The sequence below is a fragment of the Holophaga foetida DSM 6591 genome (assembly GCF_000242615.2).
Classification (GTDB): domain Bacteria; phylum Acidobacteriota; class Holophagae; order Holophagales; family Holophagaceae; genus Holophaga; species Holophaga foetida.
This window is the reverse complement of the sequence record NZ_KI912268.1, coordinates 2,869,959-2,884,278: the sequence shown is the minus strand read 5'-3', so window position 1 is coordinate 2,884,278 and position 14,320 is coordinate 2,869,959. Positions and strand designations below refer to the sequence as shown.

The following is a 14,320-nucleotide window of genomic DNA, read 5'->3' as shown; positions in this document are numbered from 1 at the left end:
CCCATCGACTACAATTCAACCTTAACCATGAGTCCAAATGCCCGCCGCATCCTTCTCGCCCTGATCACCCTGGTCCTCGCCTACTGGGGGCTTTTCGTGCTGGAGGCGCCAACGGCTTCGACCCGGGAGCAGGCGCGGGCCCATGGGCTCCAGGAGGAGAGCCAGGCCCTCTTCCGGGCGGGGAACTTCACCGGGGCCCTGCCCCCCACCCAGCGCCTCCACCAGGAGTTCCCGGACAATCACATCTACATCGAGCGCCTGGCCAGGATCCAGAACCGACTTGGGAATTTCCGGGAGGAGGCCGCCCTCTGGGAGAAATACATGGTCGTAGCCCCCTCCCCCGGGGATGCCTGCCCAGCCATCGGCGTAGCCTACGAGAACCTGGGGCTGATCCCGGAGGCCGTCCACGCCTACGAACGCTGCCAGGCCCTTGAGCCGAAGAATCCCGACATGGCCATCCACCTCGCCCGCGCCTACGAGGCCGCAGGGGATCGAGGCAAGGCCAAGGCCTGGTACGCGAAGTGGATGGTGAGCAACCCGGGCTACCCCGACTTCAAGATCGGCTTCGCCCGCCTGGAGTTCTTCTACGGCAGTACGGAGAAGGCCCGCACCCTGATCCAGGAGGTGCTCGCCCAGTCTCCCGAAAACGCTGATGCCCTCCTGGTCTACGGAATGATCCTCCGCAGCCTCGGGGATGGCGCCAAGGCCAGGGAGGTCCTGGAGAAGGGCCTTCGGCGCAAGCCCAACTACACGGACTTCTACATCGTGCTGGGGGGGATTGCAGAGCATGAGGACCGCACCAGGGACGCCATCGCCTACTACACCAGGGCCCTGGAACTGAGTCCCAACAAGGTGGATGTCGCCAAGCGCCTCCAGAAACTCAAGAGGGGGACGTCCTGATGCGCCGCTCTATCTGGACCCTCTCCAGGCTGATCTTCCACCTCTTCATGCTGCTCTCGGCCGCCTACGCCCTGATCGCCTATATTCCCTTCACCTACCAGGAAATCATCCGAGGCCATCTCGTACCCTGGCTCCTGGTCTTCGCGCGCTGGCACGGGGGGATCTTCTGGCTCGTGCTGTTCCTGGCATGGCTGTCCGGGGAGCACACGCGCCCTGCCCGAATCTTTTTCGCCGTCCACATCCTTGCGGGACTGGCCCTGGCCCTGCACCCCCTGCTCCCTGGACTGGGGAACCAAGTCTTCAGCTTCGGGATCAGCCTGGCCTTCCTGGGGTCTTCCCTCTGGTTGAGCATCCTGGATCTGGGGCTGGTCCTGCCCGGCGTCGCCCTGGAACTGCCCGAGGAGGACGAGACCGAGAGGCTGTTCCTGGCCAGCCTGCTGGCCGGAGGCTATACCTGGGCCCTCTTCCTGCTCCTTTCCCGCCACTGGGGCCCCCTGCCTGGAACGGCCTGGAACCTGGGGGCGCACCTGCTGGTCTTCCTCCTGGCGGGTGTCGTGTTCACGCTCTTCCGATCCATCGGGCGGGCCTCCCGTCGCCCCGGCCCCAGGGAACTGGCCCTCCTGATGACGCTCGGGATCCTGGGGCTGGCCTGGCTTGTCTATGAGCTGATCTACGCATCCATGGCTTTCCAGGGCCTCCAGGCCGGGATCCACGCCCTCCTGCTGGCGGGGGTGGCGGGGATATTCTGGATGGCCCTGAGCCTTCGCCCAGGCGTCACCGGAGATCCGCTGGCCATCCTGCTGCGCCCTCTCCAGGGTTTCATGGGGAAGGGGCGCTGGTCCCGGATCCTCTGGGGATTACTGGTTTCCATCGTCATTCTTGGACTCTCCAGGAAGGCCCAGGTCTTCGACTGGAACTTCCTCTTCCAGAAGCTGCTGGTGATCCTGGCCTGGACTCTGGCCTTCGCGGGCTGCCACCACCTCGTCCCGCGCGGCCCCCGGAACCGGGGGCGCCTCCTCTTCGGTTCCACCCTGCTGCTCCTGGTGATCCTCCGCCTCCCGGCCTGGACACCCTGGGGCCCAGGCCTCGAGTCCGCCCTGGAGCTTCACTCCGGATCCAATGTCTCCACCAAGCTGCTGCGGGAACTGCTCACGCAGGGATACACCAGCCAGGGTTCCATCTACAAAATCCTGCAGGTCAACAGCAACATCTCCCAGGCCGTGCGCACAGACCCCGTCGACGTGAACCACGTGGACAAGCTCGCCCCCACCACCGCCTGGCGCCCCCACATCTTCATCGTCGTCATCGACAGCCTGAGGCCGGACTACCTGGGGATCTACAACCGGAAGGTGGGCTTCACGCCGGGGATCGACGCCTTCGCCCGCGAGAGCGTGGTGATGCGGAATGCCTTCACCCGCTACGGCGCCACGGGGCTCGCGGAACCCTCCATCTGGACCGGCGGCATGCTGCTCCACAAGCAGTATGTGACCCCCTTCCACCCCATGAACGCCCTCCAGAAGCTGATCGGAATCGACGGCTACCAGGCCTATGTCTCCGACGATGCCATCCTGGACATCGTGGTCAAACCAGGCCCTTCCATCCGTCACATGGATGTGAAAACGGGCACCTTGAATCTCCGACTGGAGCGCAGTCTCACGGAACTCCAGGGGCATCTCAGGGAAGCCAGGCAGGCGCCGGTCTTCGCCTATCTGCAGCCCCAGGATCTCCATGTCTCCGTGATCAACCGGGAGGGGACGCCAGCGGGAGAGGCCTTCCCGGGTTTCTATGTTCCCTATGCCAGCCGGGTGAAGCGCCTGGACGAAGCCTTCGGCCGCTTCATCCAGTTCCTCAAGGACCAGGGCATCTACGAGGACAGCGTAGTGGTCCTCACCTCGGACCACGGCGATTCCCTGGGCGAGGACGGACGCTTCGGCCACGCCTACACCCTCTATCCGGAGATCGTCCGGATTCCGCTCCTGATCCACCTGCCAAAGCGGTTGCATGGCCTCTGGCACGATCCGGAGCAGTTCGCCTTCAATTCGGATGTCACCCCCAGCCTCTACTACCTGCTGGGACACCGCCCCGTGAAGCCCAGCCCCATCATGGGTCGCCCCCTCTTCCTGGAATCGGCCGCAGAGGCCCAGGCCTATCGCCAGGAGCACTTCCTGCTGGCATCCAGCTACGGCGCGGTCTTCGGCATCCTGGACCAGGGGCGGAAGAGCCTCTACATCTCGGACGGAGTGAACTTTGCCGACCACCTCTACACCCTGGGGGATCACCCGGCAAGAAAGGCTCTGGGCGCTGCGGACAAGGCCAAGTATGACAAGCTGATCCTCGAACAGATCCAGGTCGTCAACACCTACTATCGATTCACCCCTCCCCGCTAGGACTCCCATGCCCCGGTTCGCCCTCGCCCTCCTTCCCGCCCTGCTTGTGGTGGGCAGCGCCCTGCCCGCCCAGGAAAGCTCGGATGAACTCTTTCTCAAGGCCCGCAAGCTCAGTTCGGAACGCCACCGGGACGAGGCCAGGGCGCTCTGCCGCAGGGCCCTCCAGCGCAGCCCGGACTACCACGACATCCGGATCTTCATGGCCCGGACCTATGCATGGGACGGCCACTACGACGAGGCCCGCACAGAGCTGCGCTACGTGCTGGAGCGGAACCCCGAGAACCTGGATGCCCGGGAGGCCCTCCTGGATGTGGAGTCATGGTCCGACCACCCCCAGAAGGGACTGGAGATCTGCGAAGAGGGCCTGCGGATCCTGCCCGGCCAGCCCAAGCTGCTGTACCGGCGAGCCAGGTTCCAGAGGAACCTGGGGCAGTACGAGTCCGCCCTGAAGTCCAGCGCCCAGGCCCTCCAGGCGGACCCTGACTTCCACCAGGCCCGGCTCCTGAGGGACGATCTCATCGAACTCAACCAGCGTTCCAAGATCGCCCTCGACTATACCTACGAACACTTTGACAAGACCTTCGATGCCCCCTGGCACCTCACGGCCCTGAGTCTGGGGCACCGCTTCGACTTCGGCTCCGTCACCGCCAGAGTGAGCCAAGGCTGGCGCTACGGGGAGACCGGCACCCAGTACGAGGTGGACGCGTATCCCAAATGGAAGCCCGGCACTTATTTCTACCTCAATGCGGGGGGCTCCAGCGCCCCCATCTTCCCGAAGTACCGCTGCGGCGCCGAGATCTATCACAACTTCCCGGCGGGCATCGAAGGCTCCCTGGGGTTCCGGCGCCTGAGCTTCGATGCGTCCAACGTCACCATCTACACCGGCTCCATCGGGAAGTATTACCGAGACTACCTCTTCACGCTCCGGACCTACCTCACCCCCAGCGCCATCGGCTCCTCCCTCTCCGGAAGCCTCGCGGCCCGGCGCTATTTCAGTGATCCCGACACCTACCTCACCCTCACCCTGGGCACCGGCGTATCCCCGGACCAGAGCTCCCCCTCGGCGGAAATCCTGCGCCTGAAGTCCCGGAAGGCCTCCCTGGGCGGGCAGACCAGGATGGGAAGGTCCTGGGTGACTTCGGCCTCCGTGGGGTTCGAGGATCAGGAGATCGCCGCAGGCACGACGCGCGGGCACTTCACGGCCACCCTGGGCCTGGAGTACCGGTTCTAGCAAAGATGTAAAATGCAGATGGAACCACGAAGGTTCCCAACGGGAGATGGATGGCGATCGGAACAGGCAAGAACTGGCCAGAGGGCACCAAGATCCTGGTGGTGGAGGATTCCGCGCCCACGGCCCACCTCTTCAGCGCCCGGCTGAAGATGGAGGGCATCGAGGTCCTGACCGCCAGGAATGGCCTGGAGGCCCTGGAAATTCTGGGGCAGGAGCCCATTTCCCTCGTGGTGACGGATCTCATGATGCCCGGCATGGACGGCTACCGCCTGGTGCACGAGATACGCCAGCTTGCCCCGCCCCTGGCGTCCATCCCCATCATCGTGGTCTCCTCCAACCAGCGAGAATCCGAGCAGGTGCGCTGTTTCGAAGCCGGAGCGGACGAGTACATGACCAAACCGGTGTCACTCCCGCTTCTGGTGGAACGCCTCTACCGCCTCCTGCGACGCAGTGCCCAGGGCGCATGAACCTGCCCCTGCTTCCCCTTGAGCAGTCAGCCCTGCTGGGCTGCCTGGTATGGGGCACCCTCGCCCTGGCCGCCCTGCTACTGCTACTGGTCCTTCTGAGTGCGGGGGTCCAGGCCTGGGCCGATCGGATCAATCAGCGGCGGATCTCGCTCTTCCAGATCTGGGAGGAAGCCCTCCCCAACTACCTCTACCTTCGCCAGGACCAGGAAGAGGCCTTTGGCCGGGTCGAGCCCCGGGATCGGGAATTCTTCCAGGCCTTCCTGCTGCGCTACCGCAACACCCTGGGGGGCGAGGACGGCAAGCGAATGCAGGCCCTGTACCGGACGCTGGAGCTGGATGAGGACCTGCCCCATCGCCTCGCTCACCGGAACCCAGTCACCCGGGCGCGTGCCGCCATGGAGACCGCAACCTACGGATGCCTGGAACACCTCCCGCTCGTGGAGAGGCTGCTCTGGGATCCCAAGCCCTTCGTGGCCTTCGCTGCGGCCCGGGCCCTCGGGGCCCTCCACAGGATCGAGTATGCCCCCCAGGTCTTTGCCTGGGTGCTGCGCCAGGAGGACTATCAACAGGATCGTCTCCTGGAACTCCTGGAGGACTTCGGCCCGGAGCTCCTGCGATGGCTGGAGACGACCCTCGGCCCCATCGGGGAGAACCCCACCCCCTGGCGCCTCTACGCCCTCCTTGCCGCCGGGATGAGGGATGAAGAGGCCCTGCCTATCCTGCGCCGCCTGCTCAGGGTGCCCGAAGTGGAGCTCCAGGCCGCCGTCCTCCGGGCCATGGGGGCCCTGGGGGACCTCTCGGTCTGGGAGGAGATTCGCCCATTCTTCCGGGCCCAGGCTCCAGCCCTGCGGCTTCATGCCGCCCGGGCCGCGGGACTCCTGGGACAGCTGCCTGCAGTGGACGCCTTGCTGGAGCAGCTGGCGGACCCCGTCTACGAGGTGAGGCGCGAGGCCAGTACCGCCCTGATGGCCCTCGGCAACCTGGGCTGGGAGGCCCTGGTGTGGGTTGCCGCCGATGACAGCGCCGACCGCTTCGCCCGGGACATGGCCGTGGAACGCCTGGATTGGGGACGCCCGTGAGCCCGACGACGGAAACCCTCCTCATCGCCATCCAGTGGGGCATCCTGCTCTACTTCCTGCTCCTCCATGGCATCCAGTTTCTCCTGATCCTGAAGGCCTTCTTCGCCATCCGGAACTACCAGGGGCGCACCGATGCCGATCCCCTGGACAACCTCTTCGAGACCACCCACGCCCTGCCCATCACCCTGGTCTGCCCCGCCTACAACGAGAGCGCAGGCGTGGTGGCCAGCGTCTCCAGCCTGATCAGCCTGCGCTATCCGGAATTCCAGGTGGTGGTGGTCAACGATGGCTCCACAGACGACACCGTGGCCCAGCTGGTGGCTGCCTTCCGCATGAAACCCACCAAGCGGGTCATCCGCCAGCTCATCCCCACCCAGGAGGTCCGGACGGTCTACGAAAGCCCCTACGTGCGCAACCTGGTGGTGGTGGACAAGGAGAACGGAGGCAAGGCCGACGCCCTGAACTGCGGCATCAACATGGCCCGCTACCACCTGGTCTGCTGCATGGATGCCGATAGCCTCCTGGAGCCCGACGCCCTCCTGAGGGTGGTCCGCCCCTTCCTGGATGAGCCCAACACCGCGGCATGCGGGGGGGTGATCCGGCCCCTCAATGGATGCCGGGTCACCTCCATGGGCATCCGGGGCATCTTCATGCCGGACTCCTGGCTGGCCCGCTTCCAGGTGGTGGAGTACCTCCGGGCCTTCCTCTTCGGGCGCATGGGGCTCTCCAGCCTGGGGGCCCTCTTCATCGTCTCCGGAGCCTTCGGGCTCTTCCGGAAGGACATCCTGGTCCGCTCCGGTGGCTTCTGCACCGACATCGTCGGCGAGGATTTCGAGATGGTGGTGCGCCTCCACCACCTGATGCTGGACGAGAAGAAGCCCTACCACATCAGCCTGGTGCCCGATCCCATCTGCTGGACCGAGGCGCCGGAAGACTTCAAGCCCCTCCGGCGCCAACGCAGCCGCTGGCAGCGGGGCCTGATGGAGACTCTCTGGATGCATCGCCGCATGTGGTTCTCCCCCAGATACGGCAGGATCGGCCTCTTCTCCATGCCCTACTTCCTGCTCTTTGAAGCCCTGGCTCCCTGGGTGGAAGTCCTGGGCTACGGAATCGCCCTCTGGGCCGTCTGGAGCCACACCATAAGCACCCCCTTCGCCCTCCTCTTCCTGTGGATGTCACTGCTTCTGGGGATCTTCAACTCCGTGGTGGCGGTGGTGCTCCAGGAGATCACCCTGCACCGCTACCAGGGACTTGGGGCATGGGGTCGCCTGCTCCTGACCGCCATCCTCGAGAACTTTGGCTACCGCCAGCTGACCCTCTTCTGGCGTCTCCAGGGCAGCTTGGACTTCGTCCGCGGCAAGCGGAACTGGGGAAGAATGGACCGCTACGGGCTGAAAGGAAAGGACGAGGCGAAAACCCCATCGGCACTATGATGGTCCCCATGCACCCTCTTGAGCTTTCCCTCCTCTTGCATCAGGCCCTGGAGACCCGGGCAGGGCGACTGTTGGAACTGACGGGCCCGGACGACTGGTGGGAGAGCATCGAGGCCCTTCATGATGCCCGGGTGGCTTCGCGACGGCTCCGGGCCGTCCTCCGCCTCCTGGACCCTGGGCTCTATCCCGGGCTCAAGCGCCAGCAGAAACGCCTTGAGGATTTCACGGAGATCCTGGGGACCGTGCGGGAACTCGATGTCCATAACCAGATCCTCGAAGAGCTGGGACCTGAGCTTCCAGGCCCCCATGGATGGGCCGCCCTGGAGCACGTTCTGGAACGGGTGGACACCCGTCGGTCCAAGGCGAGGAAGCGCCTGCCCGCCCGGATCAAGGAACTGGAACTGGCCAAGATCGCCATCCTCCTCCCCGCTCCAGAGATGCCCTACCCCTTCCACGCCCTGGAGCCACACGAGGCGGCCTGGGCTCTCCTCAAGCCCCACACGGAGGCCATCGGCGATCTGGTGCCGGAGCAGCAGCGGGAGGAGAACCCGACGGCCCTCCACCAGCTCCGCATCCACGCCAAGAAGCTCCGTTATACCCTGGAGATCCTGTCCCCAGTCTTTATCCGGGAGCCCCAGGCCCCCCTCAAGGAGCTGAGGGCCCTCCAGACCGTCCTCGGGGACCACCACGACTTTGCAGTGCTGGAATCCGACCTGCAGGCGCTCCAGGAGGGCCTGGAACACCGGGCCCGCCGGGTGCTCTCCGAGGGGCTCCAGGAGATCCTGCACCACCTTTCCCAGGAGAGGGCCACCCATTACGATCGATTCCGGGAGATCGCGGACCTCTACGCCCCCCCAGGCTTCAGCCGGGAGTTGCACCGCCGCCTCGGGCTGCCCGGGGATCCGGCATGACCCATCGCGTCCTCGCCTGGATCAAGAGTCTCCACGCGAAACTCTTCCTTCTGACGGCCCTGGTGACCAGTGTCGTCACCATCCTTGTGGCGGCCTCCATCATCAACAACAGCCGCAAGGAGATGCTCCTCTACACCAAGCGCCTGGCAATCCAGAGCGGGCTGGCGGTGGAGTCCGAGATCCAGCAGCGCTGGGACCTGGATTTGCGAGATTTCAAGGATCCCGAGGCCCTGGGCGAGTTCCTCCAGACCCTTTCCGGAGAGGACCGGGTCATCTTCCAGATCGATGTCTTCAAGCGGGTGGGGGACAAGAAGGTGGCCCTGGTCACCTCCTCGGTGGCGGAAGAATCTGTGGATGCGGGAACCCAGCTGGGCAGCTATCTGTCCCTGCAATCCCCCCAGCCGGAGCTGGTGGACCTCAACACCGGCAACCAGGCCTGGAAGGTCTACCTCCCCATCCGCTCCCCCAGGGGCCACAAGGGGAACCTCGGCATCATCCGGGTCTATTGCGACCTTGAACACTGGGAATCCCTCTGGGCGAAGAATCTGCGTCGCACCTACACCATCCTCCCCTTCATCCTCATAGGGGAGTTCGTCCTCCTCTGGGTGGTACTCGGCATTGTGGTCAGCGACCCGGTGCGAGCCATCACGGCAGCCATGGCGCGTCTGCAGCAGGGGCACCCCGACGCCAAGGCCGAGATCCAGAGAGCCGATGAGCTGGGGCAGATCGCCGAGAGCTTCAACACCATGGCTGCGGAACTTCGGAGAGCCACGAACGAGAAGGAGTTCCTGATTGAGGAGATCCGGGGCCTCAATACCCATCTCCAGGACCGCATTGATCTGGCCCTGGCCGAGCTCCAGGCCAAGAATCAGGAGCTGGAGCAGCTGGTGGAGCGCAATACCGTTCTTCGGGATGAACTTGGGCAGCAGGAGCGGATGGCAGTGGCTGGGCAGCTCACGGCGGCCTTCGCCCATGAGGTGGGCACTCCCCTGAACCTGGTGAACGCCCACCTCCAGCTCCTTCACAGCCAGACGGATCTGCCGGAGCGGACCAGGGAGCGCCTGAATCTGATCCAGTCCCAGATCGAGCGGGTGGGCAACATCGTGCGGCGTCTGCTGGGGCTGGTCAGGCGTCCCCAACTCCAGCAGGAGGCCGTCTCCCTGAACACCTTGCTGGCGGAACTCCACCGCCTGTGGATACCCACCTTCTCGACCCGCCACATCACCTTCGCGTCGGACATTCCCGAGGACTGCACCCTATGGGTGGACCAGAAGCAGATGGAACAGCTCTTCATCAACCTGGTCAACAACGCCATGGATGCCATGCCCTCTGGTGGCCTGATCAAGGCCAGCGCCCATTCCCTTCCCGAGAGTTCCCGCTGGCAGGTGACCCTGGAGGACAACGGCTCCGGCATCCCCGAGGAACTCCTTCCCATGGTCTTCCGCCCCATGTTCACCACCAAGCCCGAGGGCAAGGGCACGGGCCTGGGGCTCTCGATCTGCCGGGAGATCATCCGGGTCCACGGCGGTGAGATCACCACCGAGCCCCGGGAGGGCGGCGGTACGCGGATGCTCTTCACCCTGCCAGCGATGCCGAGACTTTAGCCCAGAGGGCCTGGACAGGCACAGCCCAGAGCCCCGCCCCGAAGGGCAGGATGTCCCGCCCGGCGTAGAGGACGATGCCGCATTTCAGGCGCTCCCCCACCGAGTCCCGGAACATCCGGAGGGCCTTGAAATCCTTCTCCGAAACGGTCGAGGCTGCCTTGACCTCCAGGCCCACCAACTCCCGCCTCCGATTCTCCATGACGAGGTCCACCTCGAGCCCGGTGCTCGTCCTCATGTGGAAGAGGCTCGGCCGGGCCTTCGACCAGGCGGCCATCTTCACGAGTTCCATGACCACGAAGTTTTCCAGTACGGGACCCCAGGAACTCGGGTTTCGGACCATCCCTTCGTGATCCAGGCCCAGGAGGTGGGCAAGCAATCCGGAATCGTTGAAATAGAGCTTCGGGGTCTTGGCCAGACGCTTTCCCAGGTTCTCGAACCAGGGGGGCAGCTGGACCAGAAGGAAAAGGGTCTCGAGCAGGGTCAGATAACGCTTCAAGGTCACCTGATTGAGTCCCAGGCTTCGGCCCAGGTCGGCAACGTTCATGGGGCTCCCAGCCCTCGTCGCGACGGACTGGAGGAGTCGGGGAAGATGAGCCACCCCCTCGATGGCCGCAAGGTCCCGCACATCCCGCTGGATCAGCGTCGTCAGATAGGCCTCGAACCAGCGAGCACGAAACGGCCAGCCCGACGGTTCCGATCGACGGATGCCTTGATGGGCAGCAGAAGCTCCGGGGCGCGCTGCACCTCATCCAGCACCGCACGCTCCCCGAGGGAGGCCACGAATCCCTCCGGATCCGCCTTGGCCGCTGAAAGCACCCCCAAGTCATCGAAAGTGCGGAAGTCGACACCCCCCTCCAGCGTCTGGACCAAGGTGCTCTTGCCTGTCTGACGGGCCCCGGCCAGGAAGATCACAGGCGTGTCCCCCATGGCGTCGCAAAGCTTAGAGGAAAGGGCTCTGGCATACATGTTTGAAAATCTAACACCTAATGTTGGATTTTCAAACATCGCATGCTGATTCTCCAATCCAGGCGTCTGGACCTTACATCCCCACCAGTTCCACGCCCTCCAGGGTCTCGCCCAGGCAGCGTTCTCCAATCTCCTTCAGCCGGGATCCGGCGTCCGTCAGGAGGATCTTCAGGGGACCGCGGGCGCTGGCGGTACGGAAGCCCAGGGAGCCCTGGAGGAGGCGGTCCACGCTCCTGGCGGTGACCTCGCCGCTATCGATCCAGGTGGTGTCGGGCCGGACCCGCATGAGGGAGGGCAGGAGCAGAGGGTAGTGGGTGCAGCCCAGGATGAGGGTCTTCACCTCGAAGGGGAGCTGGTTCAGGTAGCGACGGCAGACGCTGTCTGTGATGGGGTCGTCCAGCCAGCCCTCCTCCGCCAGGGAGACCAGAAGGGGGCAGGCCAGGCTGTGGATGACCGCATCGGGCCGACGACGCCGGATGGCCGTATCGTATGCCCCGCTCTGGACCGTGGCCAGGGTGCCGATGACACCGATGGGCCCTGAAACCTTTGCTGCGGCCTCGGCCCCCGGTTCGATCACCCCAAGAACCGGACAGGGACTCGCGACCTGGAGAGCCCCCAGCCCCAGGGCAGAGGCCGTGTTGCAGGCGATGACCAGGAGCTTGGGATCGAAGCGCTGGAGGATTTCCCCAGCCTGGATGGCATACTTGGCCACGGTTTCCGGGGACTTGCTGCCGTAGGGCACCCGGGCAGTGTCCCCCAGGTAGACGATGGATTCCCCAGGCAGGAGGCGCCGGAGCGCCCGCACCACCGTCAGCCCGCCCACGCCGGAGTCGAAGACACCGATGGGGCGATCGGCCCGGTTCATGACATCCGCTCCGCCAGGATGGCCACCCAGGCACCCTCCTGAAGGACCTTCTTCGGCTGGAAGCCCTGGGATACCAGGCTCACCAGAGCCTCGTCCTGCTGCTCGGCCAGGATGCCCGAGGCCACCAGCCAGGAGCCGGGCCGGGTGATCTCGGCCATCCGGGGCAGGAGCTCCTGGATGGTGATCAGGAGGATGTTGGCCAGGAGGCCGCTGTAGGGACCATTGACCCTCGGGTTGTCCAGCAGGCCCACGAAGCTGTCATAGGGTTTGCGCCCCTGGAGCACGCCCTGGTTGAGCTCCACGAGCTCCTCCATGGCCGGACCGCAATCGGGGTCGGCATCAAAGGCGGTGAGTTCCTTGGCCCCCAGCAGGAAGGCCGTGAGGGCCAGGATACCGGTGCCCGCGCCAATATCCAGAATGGGACCTTCCAGGCGCCCAGCCTCCGCCAGCTCCTCCAGCTGTTCCATGCAGAGCCGGGTGGTTTCATGCCCCCCGGTACCAAAGGCCAGTCCCGGATTCACGACGATGGGCGTGCGGCCCGCAGGAGCGGGAGCCTCGTCCCAGAGGGGCTTGATGTAGAAGGTCTTGCCAACCTCGAAGGACCCGAAGCCCTCCCGGCTCTTTTCGAGCCAGTCCTCGTCCGCAAAGGTCTCGGCCTCCAGGAGCAGCACCCCTTCAAAGGCCTTCAGGCCCTCGGCACTGGGCACCTCCAGGTGTGGCGGGAAGTAGGCATAGAAGGTGAAGGGCGCGTCCACCTCGCGGTAGTAGGCGCTGGCCCCCTGATCGTCCAGCCAGGCGCAGAGGGCATCCTCGGCGGCAACGGGCACCTCGAGGCGCCATCTCGTATGAAGCGTGTTCTCTACCATGGGTCTAAGGTTATCACCTGGCGAGGAGCATGCTGACGGCCATCACCGCCATGCCCGAAACCACCCCGCTGATGGCGTAGTGGTGCTCGCCGTACTCCCGGGCCGTGGGAAGCAGTTCGTCCAGCGAAATGAAGACCATGACCCCGGCAATTCCGGCAAAAACGAGACCGAAGAGGGTTTCACTGAGATAGGGGGCCAGGAGGAGGTACCCGAGGAGGGCCCCGATGGGCTCGGCCACGCCGGAGAGGAAGGAGTAGGCGAAGGCCTTCCTGCGGTTCCCGGTGGCAAAGTAGATAGGGACGGAAACGGCGATGCCTTCAGGAATGTTGTGGACAGCCACCGCCACGGCGATGAACACCCCCAGGGCGGGATCATTGAGGGCCGAGAAGAGGGTGGCCATCCCCTCCGGGAAGTTGTGGATGCCCACCGCGAGCCCGGTCATGAGCCCGGTCTTCAGCAGCTTGTGCCGCGCGGGATCCGCCGCCATCTCAGTGGCGGTGTGAACCTCGTGGGGGTTGATGACATGGGGCACCAGGCGGTCGATGACCGCAATGAGGAGCATCCCGCCGAAAAAGGCCCCCGCCGCCAGCCAGCCCCCGCCACGCACACCCCACACATGCACTAGGCGATGCTGGGCATCCACCAGCAACTCCACCATGGAGATGTAGATCATGACCCCTGCGGAAAAGCCCAGGGCCACCGAGAGGAAGCGTGTATTGGTGCGCTTGGCGAAGATCCCCAGGAGGCTCCCCACCCCGGTGCTCAAACCGGCCAGGGCACAAAGCCCGAATGCAAACCAGAAGGCCGGATGCATTCGGCTCACCCCCTTCGGTAGATCGCCTGGATCTCGCCCACGAAGACCCGGTGGTAGTCCTTGAGGGGGTAGAGCGCCTCGATGGAGGGGTCCAGGAAGCCCGCTGGATCCAGGTCCTGGTGGTAGAGCTTCCGGCACTGGATCACCAGTTCCGCCTGCTCGAAGGTCGTGCCGCCCTCCTCAGTGGAGACAGGCGTGAAGCCGCTCTTGCGGGTCTTGTCCACATGGCGCCCGGACTCGCTGCCGAAGATGCTGTGGGCATCCCGGTGCTCAGGGGCCAGGAAGGAGAGGGTGAAGAGTTCGTGCTTCTCCACGAACTCCAGGGTGTAGCGGGTGGGCCGGATATAGATGGTGGCCACGTTCTTCTGCCACAGCACCCCGAGCCCGCCCCAGCTGGCGGTCATGGCGTTGTGGGCCTCTGGGGTACCGGCGGTGATGAGCATCCACTGGTGTCCGATCAGGCTGAAGGGATTCTCATGGAAGTGTTCGACTCCGCATTTGGTGAAACCCTGCATATCAATCCTCCTCAGTGGCACTCAACTCTACATCCTCCAGATCCAGGCGCTTCATCTTCTCCAGGAAGGTCGTGCGCTTGAGGCCCAGGAGTTCGGCAGCCCGCTTCTTGTTCCCCCGGGTGATCTGGAGGCTCTGGAGCATCAGCTTCTTCTCCATCTCCGAGACCACCTGGTTGAGGTCCAGGCCGTCCGGCGGCAACTCCAGACTCGAGGGAGCCGCCTGGGGAGTCGTGAAGAGACCGGTGGCCGGGGATGCCACGGAGATCTCCGGAAGGCAGTCCC

Annotated in this window: 15 protein-coding genes; 8 read left to right on the top strand and 7 right to left on the bottom strand. The window is 64.8% G+C overall.

The features are described from left to right. Positions 1-27 precede the first annotated feature (27 nt). Genes HOLFODRAFT_RS0212915 through HOLFODRAFT_RS0212880 form a run of 8 tightly spaced genes read left to right on the top strand, consistent with a single transcriptional unit; the run spans position 28 to position 10,012 of the window. Positions 28-900, top strand: coding sequence for a tetratricopeptide repeat protein (locus HOLFODRAFT_RS0212915; RefSeq protein WP_005035983.1), 873 nt, complete (start codon positions 28-30; stop codon positions 898-900). Next, complete coding sequence (locus HOLFODRAFT_RS0212910; protein WP_005035982.1) at positions 900-3,287, top strand: sulfatase-like hydrolase/transferase; 2,388 nt, start codon at positions 900-902, stop codon at positions 3,285-3,287. Before HOLFODRAFT_RS0212915 ends, HOLFODRAFT_RS0212910 begins: the two co-directional genes overlap by 1 nt. A gap of 7 nt (positions 3,288-3,294) precedes the next feature. After that, positions 3,295-4,518, top strand: coding sequence for a YaiO family outer membrane beta-barrel protein (locus HOLFODRAFT_RS21185; RefSeq protein WP_005035981.1), 1,224 nt, complete (start codon positions 3,295-3,297; stop codon positions 4,516-4,518). Positions 4,519-4,568: 50 nt separating this feature from the next. Then, positions 4,569-4,985 (top strand): response regulator transcription factor, encoded by a 417-nt coding sequence (locus HOLFODRAFT_RS21180; RefSeq protein ID WP_005035980.1) that lies wholly within the window; start codon positions 4,569-4,571, stop codon positions 4,983-4,985. Continuing rightward, positions 4,982-6,064 carry a HEAT repeat domain-containing protein gene (locus HOLFODRAFT_RS0212895; protein ID WP_005035978.1) on the top strand — a complete coding sequence of 361 codons (1,083 nt, stop codon included), beginning with the start codon at positions 4,982-4,984 and terminating at the stop codon, positions 6,062-6,064. The genes HOLFODRAFT_RS21180 and HOLFODRAFT_RS0212895 overlap by 4 nt, the downstream gene beginning before the upstream one ends. Further along, positions 6,061-7,497: a glycosyltransferase family 2 protein gene (locus tag HOLFODRAFT_RS0212890; protein WP_005035976.1), complete on the top strand. Its 1,437-nt coding sequence runs from the start codon at positions 6,061-6,063 to the stop codon at positions 7,495-7,497. Before HOLFODRAFT_RS0212895 ends, HOLFODRAFT_RS0212890 begins: the two co-directional genes overlap by 4 nt. Positions 7,498-7,505: 8 nt before the next feature. Next, positions 7,506-8,408 (top strand): CHAD domain-containing protein, encoded by a 903-nt coding sequence (locus HOLFODRAFT_RS0212885; RefSeq protein ID WP_158412959.1) that lies wholly within the window; start codon positions 7,506-7,508, stop codon positions 8,406-8,408. Continuing rightward, positions 8,405-10,012, top strand: a complete 1,608-nt coding sequence (locus HOLFODRAFT_RS0212880; protein WP_005035974.1) for a sensor histidine kinase — start codon at positions 8,405-8,407, stop codon at positions 10,010-10,012. Before HOLFODRAFT_RS0212885 ends, HOLFODRAFT_RS0212880 begins: the two co-directional genes overlap by 4 nt. Here the strand turns inward: HOLFODRAFT_RS0212880 and HOLFODRAFT_RS25110 are convergent. The 7 genes from HOLFODRAFT_RS25110 to HOLFODRAFT_RS25545 all read right to left on the bottom strand — a co-directional run bounded on the left by HOLFODRAFT_RS25110 (position 9,984) and on the right by HOLFODRAFT_RS25545 (position 14,195). Beyond that, the gene (locus HOLFODRAFT_RS25110) at positions 9,984-10,610 is read right to left on the bottom strand and encodes an ATP-binding protein (RefSeq protein ID WP_211237961.1); all 627 of its coding nucleotides are present in this window, start codon (positions 10,608-10,610) and stop codon (positions 9,984-9,986) included. The genes HOLFODRAFT_RS0212880 and HOLFODRAFT_RS25110 overlap by 29 nt on opposite strands. A 47-nt stretch (positions 10,611-10,657) precedes the next feature. Continuing rightward, the gene (locus HOLFODRAFT_RS25105) at positions 10,658-10,939 is read right to left on the bottom strand and encodes an AAA family ATPase (protein ID WP_211237960.1); all 282 of its coding nucleotides are present in this window, start codon (positions 10,937-10,939) and stop codon (positions 10,658-10,660) included. Between the two features lie 112 nt (positions 10,940-11,051). Then, entirely contained in the window at positions 11,052-11,843 is a 792-nt protein-coding gene (gene murI / locus HOLFODRAFT_RS0212870) for a glutamate racemase (RefSeq protein ID WP_005035970.1), read from the bottom strand. Continuing rightward, entirely contained in the window at positions 11,840-12,709 is an 870-nt protein-coding gene (locus HOLFODRAFT_RS0212865) for a 50S ribosomal protein L11 methyltransferase (RefSeq protein ID WP_005035967.1), read from the bottom strand. The genes murI and HOLFODRAFT_RS0212865 overlap by 4 nt, the downstream gene beginning before the upstream one ends. A 13-nt stretch (positions 12,710-12,722) precedes the next feature. Next, positions 12,723-13,523: a zinc transporter ZupT gene (gene zupT / locus HOLFODRAFT_RS0212860; protein WP_005035965.1), complete on the bottom strand. Its 801-nt coding sequence runs from the start codon at positions 13,521-13,523 to the stop codon at positions 12,723-12,725. A 5-nt stretch (positions 13,524-13,528) separates the two neighbouring features. Beyond that, a complete protein-coding gene (locus HOLFODRAFT_RS0212855) occupies positions 13,529-14,038 on the bottom strand; it encodes a flavin reductase family protein (RefSeq protein ID WP_005035964.1) in 510 nt (169 codons plus the stop codon). A gap of 1 nt (position 14,039) precedes the next feature. After that, positions 14,040-14,195: a helix-turn-helix domain-containing protein gene (locus tag HOLFODRAFT_RS25545; RefSeq protein WP_280113207.1), complete on the bottom strand. Its 156-nt coding sequence runs from the start codon at positions 14,193-14,195 to the stop codon at positions 14,040-14,042. Between the last annotated feature and the right edge of the window lie 125 nt (positions 14,196-14,320).

What these genes read in the sequence shown, in the direction of transcription:
- HOLFODRAFT_RS0212910 (WP_005035982.1), top strand. Translation starts at nt 900, where the DNA reads ATGCGCCGCTCTATCTGGACCCTCTCCAGGCTGATCTTCCACCTCTTC.
- HOLFODRAFT_RS21185 (WP_005035981.1), top strand. Translation starts at nt 3,295, where the DNA reads ATGCCCCGGTTCGCCCTCGCCCTCCTTCCCGCCCTGCTTGTGGTGGGC.
- HOLFODRAFT_RS21180 (WP_005035980.1), top strand. Translation starts at nt 4,569, where the DNA reads ATGGCGATCGGAACAGGCAAGAACTGGCCAGAGGGCACCAAGATCCTG.
- HOLFODRAFT_RS0212895 (WP_005035978.1), top strand. Translation starts at nt 4,982, where the DNA reads ATGAACCTGCCCCTGCTTCCCCTTGAGCAGTCAGCCCTGCTGGGCTGC.
- HOLFODRAFT_RS25105 (WP_211237960.1), bottom strand. Translation starts at nt 10,939, where the DNA reads ATGGGGGACACGCCTGTGATCTTCCTGGCCGGGGCCCGTCAGACAGGC.
- HOLFODRAFT_RS0212885 (WP_158412959.1), top strand. Translation starts at nt 7,506, where the DNA reads ATGCACCCTCTTGAGCTTTCCCTCCTCTTGCATCAGGCCCTGGAGACC.
- HOLFODRAFT_RS25545 (WP_280113207.1), bottom strand. Translation starts at nt 14,195, where the DNA reads ATGGAGAAGAAGCTGATGCTCCAGAGCCTCCAGATCACCCGGGGGAAC.
- HOLFODRAFT_RS0212865 (WP_005035967.1), bottom strand. Translation starts at nt 12,709, where the DNA reads ATGGTAGAGAACACGCTTCATACGAGATGGCGCCTCGAGGTGCCCGTT.
- HOLFODRAFT_RS0212855 (WP_005035964.1), bottom strand. Translation starts at nt 14,038, where the DNA reads ATGCAGGGTTTCACCAAATGCGGAGTCGAACACTTCCATGAGAATCCC.
- HOLFODRAFT_RS0212880 (WP_005035974.1), top strand. Translation starts at nt 8,405, where the DNA reads ATGACCCATCGCGTCCTCGCCTGGATCAAGAGTCTCCACGCGAAACTC.
- HOLFODRAFT_RS0212915 (WP_005035983.1), top strand. Translation starts at nt 28, where the DNA reads ATGAGTCCAAATGCCCGCCGCATCCTTCTCGCCCTGATCACCCTGGTC.
- zupT (WP_005035965.1), bottom strand. Translation starts at nt 13,523, where the DNA reads ATGCATCCGGCCTTCTGGTTTGCATTCGGGCTTTGTGCCCTGGCCGGT.
- murI (WP_005035970.1), bottom strand. Translation starts at nt 11,843, where the DNA reads ATGAACCGGGCCGATCGCCCCATCGGTGTCTTCGACTCCGGCGTGGGC.